At 66.6% G+C, this 17,806-nt stretch carries 12 protein-coding genes; 7 read left to right on the top strand and 5 right to left on the bottom strand.

All coding sequences use genetic code 11. From position 1 onward, the window contains the following. Window positions 1–23: 23 nt before the first annotated feature. Window positions 24–854 (bottom strand): 2,3,4,5-tetrahydropyridine-2,6-dicarboxylate N-succinyltransferase, encoded by an 831-nt coding sequence (gene dapD, locus QQK25_RS06070; protein ID WP_284187127.1) that lies wholly within the window; start codon window positions 852–854, stop codon window positions 24–26. A 17-nt stretch (window positions 855–871) separates the two neighbouring features. Continuing rightward, complete coding sequence (dapC, locus tag QQK25_RS06065; RefSeq protein ID WP_284187126.1) at window positions 872–2,086, bottom strand: succinyldiaminopimelate transaminase; 1,215 nt, start codon at window positions 2,084–2,086, stop codon at window positions 872–874. A gap of 224 nt (window positions 2,087–2,310) precedes the next feature. Here dapC and smc point away from each other — a divergent pair, with 224 nt between their 5' ends. The 4 genes from smc to galU are packed head-to-tail and all read left to right on the top strand — an operon-like array spanning window position 2,311 to window position 9,948. Continuing rightward, window positions 2,311–5,835 carry a chromosome segregation protein SMC gene (gene smc, locus QQK25_RS06060; RefSeq protein WP_284187125.1) on the top strand — a complete coding sequence of 1,175 codons (3,525 nt, stop codon included), beginning with the start codon at window positions 2,311–2,313 and terminating at the stop codon, window positions 5,833–5,835. Between the two features lie 21 nt (window positions 5,836–5,856). Then, entirely contained in the window at window positions 5,857–6,948 is a 1,092-nt protein-coding gene (locus QQK25_RS06055; RefSeq protein WP_284187124.1) for a cell division protein ZipA C-terminal FtsZ-binding domain-containing protein, read from the top strand. 13 nt (window positions 6,949–6,961) lie between these two features. Continuing rightward, window positions 6,962–9,064, top strand: a complete 2,103-nt coding sequence (gene ligA, locus QQK25_RS06050) for an NAD-dependent DNA ligase LigA (RefSeq protein WP_284187123.1) — start codon at window positions 6,962–6,964, stop codon at window positions 9,062–9,064. Next, window positions 9,061–9,948: a UTP--glucose-1-phosphate uridylyltransferase GalU gene (galU, locus tag QQK25_RS06045; RefSeq protein WP_284187122.1), complete on the top strand. Its 888-nt coding sequence runs from the start codon at window positions 9,061–9,063 to the stop codon at window positions 9,946–9,948. Before ligA ends, galU begins: the two co-directional genes overlap by 4 nt. Window positions 9,949–10,044: 96 nt before the next feature. Here the strand turns inward: galU and typA are convergent, their stop codons facing one another. Next, window positions 10,045–11,859: a translational GTPase TypA gene (gene typA, locus QQK25_RS06040; RefSeq protein ID WP_153159528.1), complete on the bottom strand. Its 1,815-nt coding sequence runs from the start codon at window positions 11,857–11,859 to the stop codon at window positions 10,045–10,047. 139 nt (window positions 11,860–11,998) lie between these two features. Between typA and QQK25_RS06035 the strand changes: the two genes are divergently transcribed. Both QQK25_RS06035 and def read left to right on the top strand, forming a co-directional pair. Then, a complete protein-coding gene (locus QQK25_RS06035) occupies window positions 11,999–12,745 on the top strand; it encodes an S-methyl-5'-thioinosine phosphorylase (protein WP_284187121.1) in 747 nt (248 codons plus the stop codon). After that, window positions 12,742–13,275 (top strand): peptide deformylase, encoded by a 534-nt coding sequence (def, locus tag QQK25_RS06030; protein WP_284187120.1) that lies wholly within the window; start codon window positions 12,742–12,744, stop codon window positions 13,273–13,275. Before QQK25_RS06035 ends, def begins: the two co-directional genes overlap by 4 nt. A 3-nt stretch (window positions 13,276–13,278) precedes the next feature. Here the strand turns inward: def and QQK25_RS06025 are convergent, their stop codons facing one another. Then, window positions 13,279–15,876, bottom strand: coding sequence for a [protein-PII] uridylyltransferase (locus tag QQK25_RS06025; protein ID WP_284187119.1), 2,598 nt, complete (start codon window positions 15,874–15,876; stop codon window positions 13,279–13,281). A gap of 10 nt (window positions 15,877–15,886) precedes the next feature. Beyond that, complete coding sequence (gene map / locus QQK25_RS06020; protein WP_284187118.1) at window positions 15,887–16,714, bottom strand: type I methionyl aminopeptidase; 828 nt, start codon at window positions 16,712–16,714, stop codon at window positions 15,887–15,889. A gap of 298 nt (window positions 16,715–17,012) precedes the next feature. Here map and rpsB point away from each other — a divergent pair, with 298 nt between their 5' ends. Further along, entirely contained in the window at window positions 17,013–17,765 is a 753-nt protein-coding gene (gene rpsB / locus QQK25_RS06015; protein ID WP_153159524.1) for a 30S ribosomal protein S2, read from the top strand. The last annotated feature ends 41 nt before the right edge of the window (window positions 17,766–17,806 follow it).

The raw sequence follows: 17,806 nt of genomic DNA, 5'->3' as shown, positions 1-17,806 counted from the left end.
CCTGAGGGCGGCCCGGGGCGGGGTCAGTCGCGCAGCAGTTCGTTGATGCTGGTCTTGGCGCGGGTCTGGGCATCGACCTTCTTCACGATCACGGCGCAGTACAGGCTGTACTTCCCGTCGGCGGAGGGCAGATTGCCGCTCACCACCACCGAGCCTTCGGGCACGCGACCGTACATGACTTCGCCGGTGGCGCGGTCGTAGATCTTGGTGCTCTGGCCGATGTAGACACCCATCGAGATCACGCAGTTGTCTTCGACGATGACGCCTTCGACGACTTCGGAGCGGGCGCCGATGAAGCAGTTGTCGCCGATGATGGTCGGGTTGGCCTGGAGGGGCTCGAGCACGCCGCCGATGCCGACGCCGCCGGAGAGGTGCACGTTCTTGCCGATCTGGGCGCAGGAGCCGACTGTGGCCCAGGTGTCGACCATCGTGCCTTCACCGACGTAGGCGCCGATGTTCACGTAGGAGGGCATCAGCACCACGCCCTTGCTGATGAAGCTGCCCTTGCGCGCGACGGCGTTGGGCACCACGCGGAAGCCGCCGTGCTGGAAATCGTGCTCGGTGTAGTTGTCGAACTTGGTGGGCACCTTGTCGTAGTAGCGGGTGTCGCCGCCGGACAGCACCTTGTTGTCGTGGGTGCGGAAGTACAGCAGCACGGCCTTCTTGATCCACTGGTGGGTCACCCACTCGCCGTTGATCTTCTCGGCAACGCGCAGCTTGCCCTGGTCGAGTTCGTCGATGACGTGCTCGATGGCGCGCAGCTGTTCGCTGGTGGCGGTGGCGGGCGACAGCTCGGTGCGACGCTCCCAGAGGTCTTCAATGAGGGCGGCAAAGGGGTTTTCGTGATGGGGCATGATATGTACGAATACGGTCATGGATTGTTCGAAAGTTGTTGGGCGAAGGCGACGATTCGATTGGCCGCTTCGACGCACTCTGCCAGGTCGGCAACCAGCGCGATACGGACGAAGCCGGCACCGGGATTGACCCCGTGAGCCTCGCGGGCGAGGAAACTGCCAGGCAGAACCGTCACATTATATTCAGCCTGCAGGCGGCGGGCGAACTCGGTGTCGGAAACCCCCAGGCGGGTGACGTTGGCCCACAGGTAGAAGCCGGCGTCGGGCAGGTCCACGTCTAGCCAGGGTTTCAGCATGGGGGTGATAACGGCGAACTTCTCGCGATATTGACGACGGTTTTCAGCCACGTGGGCCTCATCGTTCCAGGCCGCGGCGGAGGCCGCCTGCACCGACGGGCTCATGGCGCAGCCGTGGTAGGTGCGGTAGAGCAGGAAGCGCTTGAGGATCTCCGCGTCGCCGGCCACGAAGCCAGAGCGCATGCCCGGCACGTTGGAGCGCTTGGACAGGCTGGAGAACATCACCACGTTGCGGAAATCCGTGCGGCCGAGGCGATGGGCCGCCTCAAGGCCGCCGATGGGCAGGTGGGCGTCGTCGAAGTAGATCTCGGAGTAGCACTCGTCGGCGGCGATCACGAAGCCGTAGCGATCCGATAGTTCAAAGAGCTGCTTCCACTCGTCGAGGGAGAGCACCTTGCCGGTGGGGTTGCCCGGCGAGCACACGAAGACCAGCTGGACGCGCTGCCACACGGATTCGGGCACGGCGTCGAAATCCGACGCGAAGCGGTCGCCCGGCAGGTTATTGACGAAGTAGGGCTTGACGCCCGCCAGATAGGCCGCGCCTTCGTAGATCTGATAGAACGGGTTGGGCGAGAGCACAAGCGCATCGGGCTTGCTGCCGTCGATCACGCACTGGGCGAAGGCGAACAGCGCCTCGCGGGAGCCATTGACCGGCAGCACCTGGGTGGCTGCGCTCACCTTGGGCAGGCCATAGCGGCGTTCCAGCCAGCCGGCGATCGACTGGCGCAGGGCGTCGGAGCCCTGGGTGGTCGGGTAGTTGGCGAGGCCGCCGAGGTTGTCGACGAGCGCCTGCTTGATGAACTCGGGCGTGGCGTGCTGCGGTTCGCCGATGGACAGGCGGATCGCCGAATAGCCGGCCGGCGGCACGATGCCTTCGAAGAGGCCGCGCAGTTTTTCGAAGGGATAGGGGTGAAGATCCTGGAGGTGCGGGTTCACGTTCGGGGGATTTCCTGTGTTCGTCCTGGGGGCGGCCCGGCGCGGATGGCGGGGCGCAGAGGATAAAACGCCGTGCTGCGGTGGTGCAGGACAGGGCAAGACAAAGCCTGTGGCCTGATTTTTAACGAATGCTATTATAGCGTCCGCCGTTTATGTGGCAGTGCAGCAAGCGTGCTGCGCAAGTGCTTGCAGCTCCGTTTTCCCCAGCCTTTTTCCGAATTCCAGTGCGTCTCGCCAAACTCAAGCTCGCCGGTTTCAAGACCTTCGTCGATCCGACGACCGTGCTCACGCCCGGCAATCTGGTGGGCGTGGTGGGTCCGAACGGCTGTGGCAAATCCAACATCATCGACGCGGTGCGCTGGGTGCTGGGCGAATCGCGCGCCTCGGCGCTGCGGGGCGGCTCGATGATGGACGTCATCTTCAACGGCTCGACCACCCGCAAGCCGGTGTCGCGCGCCAGCGTCGAGCTCGTCTTCGACAACGCCGAAGGCAAGGCCGCCGGCCAGTGGAAGCCTTACGCCGAAGTGGCGGTGAAGCGCGTGCTCGATCGCAGCGGCGAATCGACCTACTTCATCAACGGCATGCAGGTGCGCCGGAAGGACGTGATTGATCTGTTCCTGGGCACCGGCCTCGGGCCGCGGGCCTACGCGATCATCGAGCAGGGCATGATCTCGCGGATCATCGAGGCCAAGCCCGAAGAAGTCCGCGGCTTTCTCGAGGAGGCCGCCGGCGTCACCAAATACCGCGAGCGGCGCAAGGAAACCGAGGGGCGCCTGTGCGACGCCCGCGACAACCTGACCCGTCTCGACGACATCCGTAGCGAACTCGGCCAGCAGCTCGGCAAGCTGGAGCAGCAGGCCGCGATCGCCGAAAAATACCGCCAGCTCAACGCCAGCCTGTCGGAGCGTCAGAACCTCCTGTGGCTGCTCAAGCGCAACGAGGCCCGCGCCGAGCGCGCCCGGCTGGCCGAAGAGCTGGCCGACGCCACCCGGCGCATCGAGGCCGATTCGTCGCGCCTGCAGGAACTCGAGAGCCAGCTCGAGACCGCCCGCGAAGCCCAGCTGGAAGCCAACGAGGGCGTGCAGCACGCCCAGACCGCGCTGTTTGCGGTGAGCTCCGAGCTCACCCGCCTCGAAGGCGAGCTCGCCCGCCTGCGCGACAGCCGGCGGATTCTCGAAAGCCGCCTCGCCCAGCTGGAGCGCGACGACGCCCAGTGGCGCAGCCAGCTCGAAAGCCTCGCTGCCGACAGCGAGCGCTGGCAGGGCCTGCTCGACCACGCCGCGATCCGCGCCGAACAGGCCGAGGCCCGCCACGCCGAGGTGGGCGACCGTCTGCCGGAGGCCGAGGAGGCGCTCAATGCCGCCGATGCGGCCGCCGCCGCGATTCGCCGCGAGCTCAATCACGCCGAACAGCAGATCCGCGTCGAGGACGCCCACCGGGTGAGCAGCGAGCGCACGCTCGATACCCTCGCCCAGCGTCGCGCGCGCCTGCAGCAGGAAGAATCCGCCGTCCAGGCGCCTGACCTGCGTAAGGCCGCCGAGCGCGAGGCGGCGCTGGCGGCTGCCGAAGAAGCGCTGGAGCAGCGCCAGTCCGACATCGCCGACGCCCAGACCCAGCTGCCCGCCGCCCAGCAGGCCCTCAAGCAGGCCCTGGAGGCCGAGCGTCAGGCCCAGCGCCACGCCACCGAGTTGCGGGCACGCCGCGAGGCGCTGGTGCAGCTGCAGAACAAGGTGCAGGTGCAGGGCCAGCTGGGCGACTGGATCAAGCGCCACAAGCTCGACGGCCTCAAGCCCCTGTGGCAGCGCATCCGCGTCGAGGCCGGGTGGGAACTCGCCGTCGAGGCGGTGCTGCGCGAACGCCTCGCCGCCTTGCCGGCCGAGGACGGAAAGGTGGCGCTGGCCGCGCTGGCCGACAAGGTGCCGGGCGCATTCGCCTTTCTGCTGGCCGGTGCGCCGGCGGCGGCTGATGCCGCACCGGCGCCGGAAGGTTGCCGGCCGCTCGTCCAGAAGGTCGGCGCCGACGGCGAGCTGGCCGCGGTGCTGGAAAGCTGGCTTGCCCGCGTGTTCGTCGCGGACGATCTGGCCGCCTGGATCGACCGGCGCGAGACGCTCGCTGCCGGTGTGGTGCTGGTGTCGCGGGACGGCCGCCTGCTGAGCCGTCACGCGCTGATTCACTACGCGCCGGATTCGCGCACCCACGGTGTCATCGAGCGCCAGCGGGAGATCGACCAGTTGGGTGCCGAGGTCGAGGCCGCCCAGGAAGCCGCCGCGATGGCGCGGGAATCCATGGCCGAGGCCGAGGCGCTCGCCACCCGCGTGCAGGATGCGCTGGCCAACCTGCGTCGCGACGCCCAGGCGCTGCAGGCGCGGGTGCATGCCGAGCAGGTCGAGGTGCTCAAGCTCAACCAGGCCCGCCAGCGCTACGAAGAACGCTGCGGCCAGATCGGGCGGGATCTGGGCGAGATCGCCCACGCCGAACAGGCTGAGCGCGACCGCCTGATGCGCGCCGAGACCGAACTGGAGCGCAGCCGCGAGATGGCCGAGCTGCAGCGCGGCCGGCTCGACGCCGCCGAGGCGGTGCGCCGCGAGCGCGAAAGCAGCCTGCGCGAGACTCGCGCGCTGGAATCCGCGCTGGCTCGCGAGCTGCAGGAGGCCCGCCATTCCGAGCGCGAATGCGTGAGCAAGCTCGACGACATCGCCCGCAACCGGGCGCTGGCCGGCGAGCAGCTTGAACGCATCGCCGACGAACTGACCGAGCGCCGCGAATCGCTGATGGAGATCGACGAGGTCTCGGTGTCGGCCGCATTGCAGGAGGCCGTGGCCCTGCGCGCGACCCGCGAGACCGCGCTCGCCGCCAGCCGCAACACGCTGGAGGCCGCCAACGGCCAGCTGCGCGGGCTGGAAGAGGATCGCCAGCGCACCGAACACGCCGCTGCGCCCCAGCGCGAGCGCGTCGCCGACCTGCGCCTGCGCGTCCAGGCCGTCGAGATGGCCGAAGCCCAGCATGCCGCCCGTCTCGAAGAGGCCCAGGCCGACGAGGCGGCGCTGGCGCCGCTGCTGGTGCCTGATCTGAAGGAAGGTTCGCTGCAGCGTGAGGTCGCTCGCCTTGGCCGTGAGATCGCCGAGCTGGGCCCGGTCAATCTGGCGGCGCTCGATGAGCTGAAAGCGGCGGCGGAGCGGAAGAATTACCTCGACGTGCAGACAGAGGATCTGTTAGGCGCGATCGAAACCCTTGAAGATGCCATACGACGGATCGATCGGGAGACGCGAGAGCAGCTTCAAGAGACGTACAATACGGTTAATCACCATTTCGGGAATCTCTTCCCGATGCTCTTCGGAGGGGGTGAAGCGCGGCTGGTGCTTACTGGCGACGAGATTCTCGATGCGGGCATCTCGATCGTCGCCCAGCCGCCCGGCAAGAAGAACAGTTCCATCCAGCTGCTTTCGGGCGGGGAAAAGGCACTGACCGCGATTGCGCTGGTATTTTCGATGTTCCAGCTCAACCCGGCGCCGTTCTGCATGCTGGATGAGGTGGATGCACCACTCGACGATTCCAACACCGAGCGCTACTGCCAGATGGTCAAGCGCATGTCGTCGCAGACCCAGTTCGTGTTCATCAGCCACAGCAAGATCACGATGGAAATCGCGGAGCAGCTGGTGGGCGTCACGATGCAGGAACAGGGTGTGTCGCGGGTGGTGGAAGTGGATATTGAAGAAGCACTGCGTCTTGCGGAAGCTGCCGCGGCGTGATGCGGGAAACAAGGGATTTCGATGGCAATCAGTGACTTGCAGATGGGTCTGGTCGGTGCTGGCGGCGTTGTCGTCGTCGGCATCTTTGCGTTCAACAAGTGGCAGGAGCGCAAGCACCGCAAGCAGATGGATGCGCTCGACAATGTCCAGCCCCTCGGCGGCGAGGCGTCGTCCCGTCCGGCGTCTGCCGACCGGCTCGAGCCGGTGATCGGCGGCGAGGCGCCAGCGCGGCCCCAGCCCAGCGCCCAGGACGTCAAGGACGCCAGCGCCCGGCGCGTGCCGCCCCTGCTGCCCGTCGATGTGGATGAGCGGGCCGACTGGGTGGTCCGCATCGAGGCCATCGAGCCGGTGGTGGGTGGCCGCCTGTGGCAGGCCGCAACCGAGCAGCTCGACGGGCTGGCCAAGCCGCTGCGCTGGTTCGGTTTTTCGGATACCGACAATCGCTGGGAGCTCGTCGGCGCCAACACGGCAGCCAGCTATCATTGGGTGTGTGCCGCGCTGCAGCTGGTGGACCGCCGGGGCCCCGCCAGTGATGGCGACCTCACCCGGCTGGGCGCCGGCCTGCAGCGCATGTGCGACCTGTTCATGGCCATCCCGTCGCTGCCGGCCAAGGCCGATGCGCTGACCCGTGCCGCCGACCTCGACCGCCTGTGCGCCGGTGTGGACATCCAGATCGGCGTCAATGTGGTGGCCCGCGACCAGGGTTTCGCTGGCACCAAGCTGCGCGGCCTGGCCGAGGCAGCCGGGCTTGAACTGATGAGCGACGGCAGCTTCCATGCCCGCGACGAGCTGGGCGTGAGCCAGTTCGTGCTGTCCAACCTTGAGCCTGTCCTGTTTGCAGCCGAAGAGATGCGCGGCCTCGTCACCCAGGGCGTCACCCTGACCCTCGACGTGCCGCGGGTTGCCGACGGCGTGCGCGTCTTCGAGCGGATGATGGGCGTTGCCCAGCAGCTCGCCGATGCCCTTGGCGGCGCGGTGGTCGACGACAACCGCTCGCCCTTCGGCGACAAGGCCGTGGGCCTGATCCGCGCCCAGATCGAGCAGTTCCAGGGGCAGATGGCCGAGCAGGGCATCGCACCGGGCTCCCCGCTGGCCCTGCGCCTGTTCTCCTGAGCGGAGCGTCCGGGTGGTAGCAAGTCCCGAAGTCTGCGCGCGGGTTGCGGCCCTGCGCGCAGAGATCGCCGCGCATGATCACGCGTACTACGTGCTGGCCGAGCCCACGGTGCCGGACGCAGAGTACGACCGCCTCTTCCGCGAGCTCCAGGAGCTGGAGTCCGCCCATCCCGAACTCGTCACTCCCGATTCACCCACTCAGCGGGTAGGCGGCGCGCCGTCGCCCGAGCTGGCGTCGGTGCAGCATGTGGTGCCGATGTTGTCGATCCGCACCGAGACCGACACCACCGACCAGGGCGCCGTGGCCTTCGACGCCCGGGTGCGTCGGGCGCTGGGGCTGGATGAATCCGCGCCGCCGGTGGCTTACGCCGCCGAGCTGAAGTTCGACGGCCTTGCCATCAGCCTGCGCTACGAGCAGGGCGTGCTGGTCCAGGCCGCCACCCGCGGCGACGGCAGCACCGGCGAGGACGTGACCCGCAACGTGCGCACCCTGCGCAAGGTGCCGCTGCGCCTCCGGGGTGATGCGCCGGCGGTGCTGGAAGTGCGCGGCGAGATCTACATGCGCCGCGATGACTTCGAGCGCCTCAACGCCGCCCAGGCAGCAGCGGGGCAGAAAGTCTTCGTCAATCCGCGAAACGCCGCCGCCGGCAGCCTGCGCCAGCTCGATCCCAACATCACCGCCCAGCGTCCGCTGTCCTTCTTTGCCTATGGGCTGGGCGAGGTCGTCGGCTGGGCGATGCCCGACACCCATGGCGCCATCCTCGACGCGCTTGCGGCCTTCGGCCTGCCGGTGTGCGAGCATCGACGCCGCGTAGAGGGGCCGGAAGGGCTCGCGCGGTTCCACGCCGACATGGCGGTGCTTCGCGAGTCGCTGCCCTTCGACATCGACGGTGTGGTGTACAAGGTGGATTCGATCACCCGTCAGCGCGAGCTGGGTTTCGTCTCCCGCGAGCCGCGCTGGGCCGTGGCCCACAAGTATCCGGCCCAGGAAGTGGCCACGCGCCTGCTGGGCATCGACGTGCAGGTGGGCCGCACCGGGGCGATCACGCCGGTAGCGCGGCTCGAGCCGGTGTTCGTCGGCGGCGTGACGGTGACCAACGCGACGCTGCACAACCAGGGCGAGATCGACCGCAAGGACGTGCGGATCGGTGACTGGGTGGTAGTGCGGCGGGCCGGCGACGTGATTCCCGAGGTGGTCGGGCCGATCCCCGAGCGCCGCGAAGGTGAGCTGCCGCGTTTCGATCTGCTGGCCGCCATCGAGCACAAGTGCCCGGAGTGCGGTTCCCACGTGGTGCGCGGCGAGGACGAAGCTGTGGCGCGTTGCACCGGCGGGCTGTTCTGCCCGGCCCAGTGCAAGCAGGCGCTGCTGCACTTTGCCGGCCGCCGGGCGGTGGATATCGACGGGCTGGGCGAGCAGATCGTCAATCAGCTGGTGGGCGCCGGCATCGTCAAGACGCCGGCCGATCTCTACGATGGCGCCAAGGTGAACGCCCAAGTGCTGGCCGGGCTGGAGCGGATGGGCGAAAAATCCGCCACCAATCTGGTCGCCGCCATCGACAAGAGCCGCGACACCACGCTGGCCCGCTTCATCTTCGCGCTGGGCATCCGCAACGTGGGCGAGACGACGGCCAAGGATCTGGCCCGCCACTTCGGCAAGCTCGACGGCCTGCTGGCCGCCGACGAAGCTGCGCTGCTGCTGGTGCCGGACGTGGGGCCGATCGTTGCGAAATCCATCGTCGAGTTCTTTGCGGAGGCCCACAACCGCGAGATCATCGAGCGGCTACGCCAGGCCATGCACTGGCCCGAATCCGAACCCGCCGCGGTGCCCGCGGTGGGCGCTTTCACCGGCAAGACCTTCGTGCTCACTGGCACACTGCCGACGCTCCGGCGCGACGAGGCGGCGGTAATGATCGAGGCGGTGGGCGGCAAGGTGGCCGGCTCCGTCTCCAAGAAGACTGATTACGTGGTGGCTGGCAGAGATGCCGGCAGCAAGCTCGAGAAGGCGCAAGCCCTGGGCGTGACCATTCTTGACGAAGCGGGTTTGCAGGCCTTGCTCGCCCCGGTGGATACTGCGCCCGCCGATAGGCAGATTGGATTGTTTGAGGAAGATCGATGAAAAAAGTTACGAAGGCGGTGTTTCCGGTAGCAGGCCTCGGCAGCCGTTTTCTGCCGGCGACCAAGGCAAGTCCCAAGGAAATGATGCCGATCGTCGACAAGCCGCTGATCCAGTACGCGGTGGAGGAGGCCGTGGCTGCCGGTGTGACCGATCTGGTGTTCATCACCGGCCGCTCGAAGCGCGCCATCGAGGATCACTTCGACAAGGCCTACGAGCTCGAGACCGAACTCGAGATGCGCGGCAAGGCCGAGCTGCTGAAGATCGTCCGCGATACGGTGCCGTCCCACGTCAACTGCATCTACATCCGCCAGGCCGAAGCGCTGGGCCTGGGGCATGCGGTGCTGTGCGCGGCGCCGGTGGTGGGCGACGAGCCCTTCGCGGTGCTCCTCGCCGACGATCTGCTCGACGGCCAGGGTGATCTGCCGGTGATGCGTCAGATGGTGGATGTGTACAACTACAACCGCTGTTCGGTGCTCGGCGTGATGAACGTGTCGCGGGAGCAGACCAAGCAGTACGGCATCGTCAGCACCCAGCGCGACGACGGCGAGATCCAGCGTGTGACCGGCATCGTCGAGAAGCCGAAGCCCGAGGAGGCGCCGTCCACCCAGGCGGTGATCGGCCGCTACATCCTCACCGGGCGGATCTTCGAGCACCTGCGCCAGCTCAAGCCGGGCGCCGGTGGCGAGCTGCAGCTCACCGACGCGATCGCCTCGCTGTTGCAGGAAGAGGCCGTGCTGGCCTACCAGTTCAAGGGCGTGCGCTACGACTGCGGCTCGAAGCTGGGCTACCTGCAGGCGACCGTCGAGCTGGGGCTGAAGCACCCCGAGGTAGGCGCCGAATTTGCGGCCTTCCTCGCCAGCCGTTGCGCCAACATGGCCGGATGAGCCACCGTGACAGACGATAAAAAACGCGGCCGATCTGGCCGCGTTTTTTTTTGAACCACTGCCCGGGCCGGGTTGCCCCGGCCGGGTGGAAGAGGCTTACGCCTCGTCGCGGGCAGCGCGCTTGCGCTCGTGTTCCTTGAGGTAACGCTTGCGCAGGCGGATGTTCTTCGGGGTGATCTCGACGATCTCGTCATCGGCGATGAATTCGATGGCGGATTCGAGGGTCAGCTGGATCGGGGTGATCAGGCGCACGGCTTCGTCGGTGCCCGAGGCGCGCACGTTGGTGAGCTGCTTGCCCTTGATCGGGTTCACGACGAGGTCGTTGTCACGGGTGTGGATGCCGATGATCATGCCTTCGTACAGCGCATCGCCCGGGCTCACGAACATGCGGCCGCGGTCCTGCAGCTTCCACAGGGCGTAGGCCACGGCTTCGCCGTCGTCCTGGGAGATCAGCACGCCGTTGCGACGCTCGCTCATGGTGCCGGCCATCGGGCCGTAGTCGTCGAACACGTGGCTGGCGAGGCCGGTGCCGCGGGTGAGGGTCAGGAATTCACCCTGGAAACCGATCAGCCCGCGGGCCGGGATGCGGTATTCGAGGCGCACGCGACCCTTGCCGTCCGGCTGCATGTCCTGCATTTCGCCACGGCGGCGGCCGAGCTCTTCCATCACGCCGCCCTGGTGACCTTCTTCCACGTCGATGGTGAGCATTTCGTACGGCTCGCACTTCACGCCGTCGATGTCCTTGAACACCACGCGCGGACGGCCGACGGCCAGCTCGTAGCCTTCACGGCGCATGTTTTCGAGGAGGATGGTGAGGTGCAGTTCGCCACGGCCGGACACCTGGAAGGTGTCGGAGTCGCCGGTGTAGTCGACGCGCAGGGCGACGTTCTTCAGGAGTTCCTTGTCGAGGCGCTCGCGGATCTGGCGGCTGGTGACGAACTTGCCTTCACGGCCGGCCAGCGGGGAGTTGTTGACCATGAAGTTCATGGTCAGGGTGGGCTCGTCGACCGCGATCGGGGTCATCGGCTCGATGTTGTCCGGGTCGCACAGGGTGACGCCGATGTTCACCTGGTCGATGCCCGACACCAGCACGATGTCGCCGGCTTCGGCGGATTCGGCGGGGCTGCGCTCGAGGCCCTTGAAGGTGAGGATCTGGCTGATCTTGGCCTTGCCGCGGTTCTCGTCGCCGTACATCACGACGACTTCCTGGTTCGGCTTGATGCGGCCGCGCTTGATGCGGCCGATGCCCAGCTGGCCGATGTAGGTGGAGTAGTCGAGCGAGCAGACCTGCAGCTGCAGGGGCGCTTCGGCGTCCACGTCGGGCTGGGGCACGTGTTCGAGGATGGCTTCGTACAGCGGGGTCATGTCGGTGCCGGGCTTGTCGGCGTCGAGCATGGCGTAGCCGTTGAGCGCGGAGGCGTACACGACCGGGAAGTCGAGCTGCTCGTCGGTGGCGCCGAGCTTGTCGAACAGGTCGAAGGTGTGGTTGATGACCCAGTCGGGGCGGGAGCCCGGACGGTCGATCTTGTTGATCACGACGATCGGCTTGAGGCCGAGGGCCAGGGCCTTGCGGGTCACGAAGCGGGTCTGGGGCATCGGGCCTTCGACGGCATCGACCAGCAGCAGCACGCCATCGACCATCGACAGCACGCGCTCGACCTCGCCGCCGAAGTCGGCGTGGCCCGGGGTGTCGATGATGTTGATGTGGGTGTCGCCGTACTGCACGGCACAGTTCTTGGCGAGGATGGTGATGCCCCGCTCTTTTTCGAGATCGTTGCTGTCCATCACCCGTTCGCTGACCTGCTGGTTTTCACGGAAGGTGCCGGACTGGCGCAGGAGCTGGTCGACGAGGGTGGTCTTCCCGTGGTCGACGTGGGCGATGATGGCAATGTTGCGGATGGCGCGGGACATGGGGTTGGATACCGAAGTACTTGTAAACCCGAAATTTTACCACGCTTTTGCGCAACGCAGCATCGGTGCGCGGAGCGGTCGGGGCCTGGCTGCGTGATAAGATCCCCGGCCCACACGGTTTTATGAGGAGTTGTCCGGCATGCTGGCAATCATCGGCGGTAGCGGTCTTACCCAACTGGCCAACCTGAACGTGATCCGCCGCGAGGTGATGCGCACCCCCTACGGCGAGCCGTCGGGCGCCCTGACTTTCGGGCAGCTGTGCGGGCATCCGGTGGTCTTTCTGGCCCGCCACGGCTACGGCCACACGATTCCGCCCCATCGGGTGAACTACCAGGCCAACCTGTGGGCGCTGCGCGAGGCGAAGGCCGACGCGATCATCTCGGTGGCGTCGGTCGGCGGCATCCGCGGCGATCTTGGCCCGGGCGTGCTGGTGGTGCCAGACCAGATCATCGACTACACCTGGGGACGCAAGAGCACCTTCCACGAGAGCTCCGAGCAGCCGGTGGTGCATATCGACTTCACCCGGCCTTACGACGAGGTGGTGCGCCAGCGCATCCTCGCGGCGGCTGTGGCGGCCGGCCAGCCGGTTGTGGATGGCGGTGTCTATGCGGCGACCCAGGGCCCGCGTCTCGAGACCGCGGCCGAGATCAACCGCCTGGAGCGGGACGGTGCTGACGTGGTTGGCATGACCGGCATGCCCGAGGCGGCCCTCGCGCGGGAGCTGGGCATTCCGTACGCGGCGATCAACGTGGTGGCCAACTTTGCGGCCGGCCGCGGCAACAGCGCGGCGCAGATCTGCTTCGGCAGCATCGACGTGGTGCTGCGCGAGGCGATGGGCCGGGTGCGCGAGGTGCTGGAGCACATCTGCGAAGGGCCGGCCAAATGATTCGCGAGGTGCTGCGGATGGGCGATCCGCGCCTGCTGCGGCGGGCGCAGCCGGTGACGGCCTTCGGCACGCCGGAGCTCGCAGCCCTGATCGCCGACATGCGCGACACGATGGCGGCGCTTTCCGGTGCCGGGCTGGCAGCGCCGCAGATCGGCGTCGATCTGCGGGTGGTGATCTTTGGTGGCGGGCCGAGCCTGCGCTATCCGGATGCGTCCGCGGTGCCCGATACGGTGCTGATCAACCCGGTGCTGTCGCCCTTGTCGGAAGATGAGGAGGGGGGGTGGGAAGGTTGCCTGTCGGTGCCGGGGCTGCGTGGCTGGGTGCCCCGCTGGGCATCATTACGCTATACCGGCTTCGATACCGACGGCGCGCCCATCGACCGGATTGCGGAGGGCTTTCACGCCCGGGTGGTGCAGCACGAGTGCGACCACCTGGACGGCATCCTGTACCCGATGCGGGTGCGGGATTTCACCCGCTTCGGGTTCACCGAGGTGCTGTTTCCGGGCATCCCGGCGTCGGACGACGACTGACGCTCAGATCGCCAGCTTTTCGAGCAGTTCGGTCTCGATCTTGAGGACCTGGGTGTCCTGGGTGAGGTTGGGGCCGCTGATCAGGAAAGTGTCCTCGACCCGCTCGCCAAGGGTGGCGATCTTGGCGGTGTGCAGGTTGATCCCGTTGCTGGCGAGGGTTTCGGCCACGCCGAAGAGCAGGCCCGGGCGGTCGGCGGCGGTTACCGACATGATGTAGTGCTGGCCGCGCTCGTCGGGCTCGATGGTCACGCCCGGACTGATCGGGAAGTGCTTGACCTCCCGTGACAGGCGGCCACTGGCCGGCTGGTCGATGGGCGAATCCGGGTCGCTGAGGCGCTCGGTCAGGTCGTGTTCGAGAAGGTTGATCACGTCCCGGTAATGGGTTTCCTGGCCCGGATCGAGCAGCAGGAAGCTGTCGAGCGCATAGCCGTGGCGGGTGGTGTGGATCTTGGCGTCGGCGATGGTGAAGCCGAGGCGCGCAAAGAAGCCGCACAGCCGCACGAAGATGTCCTTCTGGTCCTTCATGTAGACCATCACCTGCAGCCCCTCGTCGCCGTGGGTGGGACGGGCCTTGACGACGGGCACATCGGATTCGACCCGGTAGTAGAGCATCCGCGCGTGCCAGGCGACTTCCTCGGCGTCGTGGCGCATGAAGTAGACGGTGTCGAGCTGGGCCCACAGCTTGTCTTCGGTGCCGGGGCGCAGGCCGTAGTAGCGCAGCAGGTTGCGGGCGTCGTCCTGGCGCAGGGGCATGCCGAGGGCCTGGTGGGGCGTGGCGCCGCGCAGGAGGCGCTGGGTGGCGAAGAACAGGTCTTCGAGCAGCTTGCCCTTCCAGCCGTTCCACACCTTCGGGCTGGTGCCGCGAATGTCGGCATGGGTGAGGATGTAGAGGGCGGTGAGGCGGCGTTCGGTCTTCACCAGATCGCCGAAGCGGCGGATCACGTCGAGATCGGACATGTCCTGCTTCTGGGCCACGTTGGACATGGACAGGTGGTGTTCCACCAGCCATTCGACGAGCGCGGTGTCGGTCTCGTCGAGCCCGTGGGCGGAGCAGAACTCCCGCGCGTCCTTCATGCCGAGCTTGGAGTGGTCGCCGCCGCGGCCCTTGGCGATGTCGTGGAAGAGTGCCGCGATGTAGATCAGCCAGGGCTTCTCGAAGCTGGTGGCCAGCCGCGTGAGCAGCGGGTATTCATGGGCGTGTTCCGACACCATGAAGCGGCGCACGTTGCGCAGCACCTGCATGATGTGCTGATCCACGGTGTAGACGTGGAACAGGTCGTGCTGCATCTGCCCGACGATGCGCCGCCAGGCCGGCAGGTAGAAGCTGAGGATGCCGTACTGGTTCATCCGGCGCATCTCCTGCACCACGCCGCGCTTTTGCTGGAGCAGGCGCAGGAACAGCGCCCGGTTTGCCGGATCGTGGCGGAACTCGGCGTTGATCAGCTTGCGGCCGCGCCACAGGGCGCGCAGGGTGCGGGCGGTCATGCCCTTGAGCTCGGAGCGCTGCTGGAGGATCAGGAAGCATTCGAGCAATGCGCTCGGGTGGCGGTCGAAGACGCCTTCGTCGCGCACGTCGAGAAGCTCGCGCACGCACTGGAAGCGCTCGTTGATGTTGATCGCCGCCGGGTAGCGGTTGGGGAAGAACTCAGCCCAGAAATTCTGCAGCAGGATGGTGTTGAGCTGGGTGACCTTCTTGGCCGTTCGGTAGTACTCCTGCATGAATACTTCCGACGCCCGGCGGTGCTCGTTGGCCTCAAAGCCGAAGCGGTGGGCGAGCTTTTCCTGGTGGTCGAAGAGCAGGCGGTCTTCCCGGCGCCCGGCGATGTGGTGCAGGCGGATGCGTGCGTGCTGCAGGAAGCGCTCGAGGTCGCGCAGTTCGGTGGCCTCTTCGGCGGTGACGAGGCCGTGGCTGGCGAGGTCCCGCCAGTGGGTGCCAAAGCCCGCCGCCCGGCTGATCCAGCCGATGATCTGGAGGTCGCGCAGGCCGCCCGGGCTTTCCTTGCAGTTGGGCTCCAGCGAGTAAGGGGTCTCGTTGTGGCGGGTGTAGCGCTGCTCCTGTTCGAGGCGCTTGGCCTTGAAGAACTGGGCGACGTTGAGGGCGCCGCGCAGCTGGTCGCTGAAGCGCTCGAAGAGCAGGGTGTTGCCGCCGATCAGCCGGGCTTCGAGGAGGTTGGTCATCACCGTCACGTCGAGGCCGGCTTCCTCGATGCATTCGTCGATGGTGCGCACGCTGTGGCCGATGTCGAGGCCGACGTCCCACAGCAGCCCGATCATCTGGGTGAGGCGCTCGCTCAGATCGTGATCCGGCTCGGTGTCGAGCAGGAACAGCAGATCCACGTCGGAGAAGGGGAACAGCTCCTCGCGCCCGTAGCCGCCCACCGCCACCAGGCTCGCTGAGGCAGGGATGCCGAATTCCTTCCAGATGTCCACCAGCACCCCGTCCACCAGCCGGGAGCGGCCCTTGAGGATGGGCTCGGTCAGCGGGTGAGCTTCGTAGGCGGAGCGGAGTGCCTCGCCGCCGCTTTTCAGGCGGCTCTTGAAGCGGGTAATGAGTTCCCGGGAAGTCTCGGGGGTAAGCGCGACGGGCACGGTCTGGGACATCTTGGACGGATCAGGGCTTGATCTGGGCAGAGTAGGGGGCAACGACGTCGGGCCGGGGCGGGCTGCCAGCCGACAGGGTGAGCACCTCGACGCCGGTTTCGGTGACCAGCACCATGTGCTCCCACTGGGCGGACAGGCTGCGGTCGCGGGTCACGATGGTCCAGCCGTCGGGCAGTTCGGAGATCGCGGCCTTGCCGGCGTTGATCATCGGCTCGATGGTGAAGATCATCCCGGGCTTGAGCTCGATGCCGGTACCCGGCTTGCCGTAGTGCAGCACCTGGGGCTCTTCGTGGAAGTTGGCGCCGATGCCGTGGCCGCAGAACTCGCGCACCACCGAGAAGCCGTTGCCTTCGGCGTGCTTTTGGATGGCGGCGCCAATGTCGCCCAGGTGGGCGCCCGGCCTGACCTGGGCGATGCCCAGCCACATGCACTCGTAGGTGATCTGGCACAGGCGCTTGGCGCGGATCGACGTTTCGCCGACGACGAACATCCGGCTGGTGTCGCCGTGGTAGCCATCCTTGATGACGGTGATGTCCAGGTTGACGATGTCGCCCTTCTTGAGGATCACCCTCTCGCTCGGCACGCCGTGGCAGACCTGGTGGTTCACCGAGGTGCAGATCGACTTGGGGTAGGGGACGTAGCCCGGTGGGGCGTAATTCAGCGGGGCGGGAATGCAGCCCTGCACATTGACCATGTACTCGTGGCACAGGCGGTCGATCTCGCCGGTGCTGATGCCGGCTTTGACGAACGGCGTGATGTAATCGAGCACTTCCGAGCCGAGTCGGCCCGCGATACGCATTTTTTCGATTTCTTCCGGCGTTTTTATAGTGACGCTCATGAGGCTTGATCTGCTGGGGTTTTCCGGCCGGATAGGCTAGCTCATGCGGCCTTCCGGGGCAATCCGGTTATCCCCGGTGCTGCACTGCACATCCCGGCCTTGAGGGGTTTAACCGTATCCTGCTACAATCTGCGGCTTGTCTGGCAAGGGTGCCAGGCAAAATACACACGTCCGGCCCATTGGGGTCCGGCGGATGTTGCCACCAGGTACGGTGCGGCATTCGCGGCTAAGCGTGGCTTCGCGATGGCGAGGTCGGCAGGCCGGGCGGCGGTCAAACCTCAGTAACTGGAGTTACACAATGTCTGTCACCATGCGTCAAATGCTCGAAGCGGGCGTCCACTTCGGCCATCAAACCCGTTTCTGGAACCCGAAGATGGCCCCGTTCATCTTCGGTCAGCGCAACAAGATCCACATCGTCAACCTCGAAAAGACCCTCGTCAAGTACAACGAGGCGATGGATTTCGTGCGCAAGCTGGCTGCCAACCGCGGCACCATCCTGTTTGTCGGCACCAAGCGTCAGGCCCGCGAAATCGTGGCTGAAGAAGCTGCGCGCGCCGGCATGCCTTTCGTCGACGAGCGCTGGCTGGGCGGCATGCTCACCAACTTCAAGACCGTCAAGGTTTCGATCAAGCGCCTGAAGGACATGGAAGCCATGGTCGAAGATGGCTCCATCGAGCGCCTGTCCAAGAAGGAAGCCCTGATGGCCTCCCGCGAACTCGAGAAGCTGCAGAAGAGCCTGGGCGGCATCAAGGATCTGGGCGGTCTGCCGGATGCCCTGTTCGTCATCGACGTCGGCTACCACAAGATTGCCATCACCGAAGCCAACAAGCTGGGCATCCCGGTCGTGGCCGTGGTCGATACCAACCACTCCCCTGAAGGTGTGGATTTCGTGATCCCGGGTAACGATGACTCCTCCCGCGCCATCCGCCTGTACGCCCGTGGCGTCGCCGATGCCGTGCTGGAAGGCAAGAATGCCGTGATCCAGGAAATCGTTGCTGCCGGCTCCGACGAGTTCGTCGAAGTGGAAGACGGCACCGAAGAGCAGGCCTGATCCCTCTCAATGGGCGCCTCGGGCGCCCATTCAGCATCCGA

Source organism: Zoogloea oryzae, assembly GCF_030161255.1.
Taxonomy (GTDB): Bacteria; Pseudomonadota; Gammaproteobacteria; order Burkholderiales; family Rhodocyclaceae; genus Zoogloea; species Zoogloea oryzae.
Note: the sequence above shows the minus strand (reverse complement) of the source record. Positions and strands in the feature narration are given on the sequence as shown.

Coding starts and splice junctions, on each gene's coding strand:
- QQK25_RS06035 (WP_284187121.1), top strand. CDS start 11,999: ATGCTGGCAATCATCGGCGGTAGCGGTCTTACCCAACTGGCCAACCTG.
- dapD (WP_284187127.1), bottom strand. CDS start 854: ATGCCCCATCACGAAAACCCCTTTGCCGCCCTCATTGAAGACCTCTGG.
- map (WP_284187118.1), bottom strand. CDS start 16,714: ATGAGCGTCACTATAAAAACGCCGGAAGAAATCGAAAAAATGCGTATC.
- QQK25_RS06055 (WP_284187124.1), top strand. CDS start 5,857: ATGGCAATCAGTGACTTGCAGATGGGTCTGGTCGGTGCTGGCGGCGTT.
- QQK25_RS06025 (WP_284187119.1), bottom strand. CDS start 15,876: ATGTCCCAGACCGTGCCCGTCGCGCTTACCCCCGAGACTTCCCGGGAA.
- typA (WP_153159528.1), bottom strand. CDS start 11,859: ATGTCCCGCGCCATCCGCAACATTGCCATCATCGCCCACGTCGACCAC.
- rpsB (WP_153159524.1), top strand. CDS start 17,013: ATGTCTGTCACCATGCGTCAAATGCTCGAAGCGGGCGTCCACTTCGGC.
- galU (WP_284187122.1), top strand. CDS start 9,061: ATGAAAAAAGTTACGAAGGCGGTGTTTCCGGTAGCAGGCCTCGGCAGC.
- def (WP_284187120.1), top strand. CDS start 12,742: ATGATTCGCGAGGTGCTGCGGATGGGCGATCCGCGCCTGCTGCGGCGG.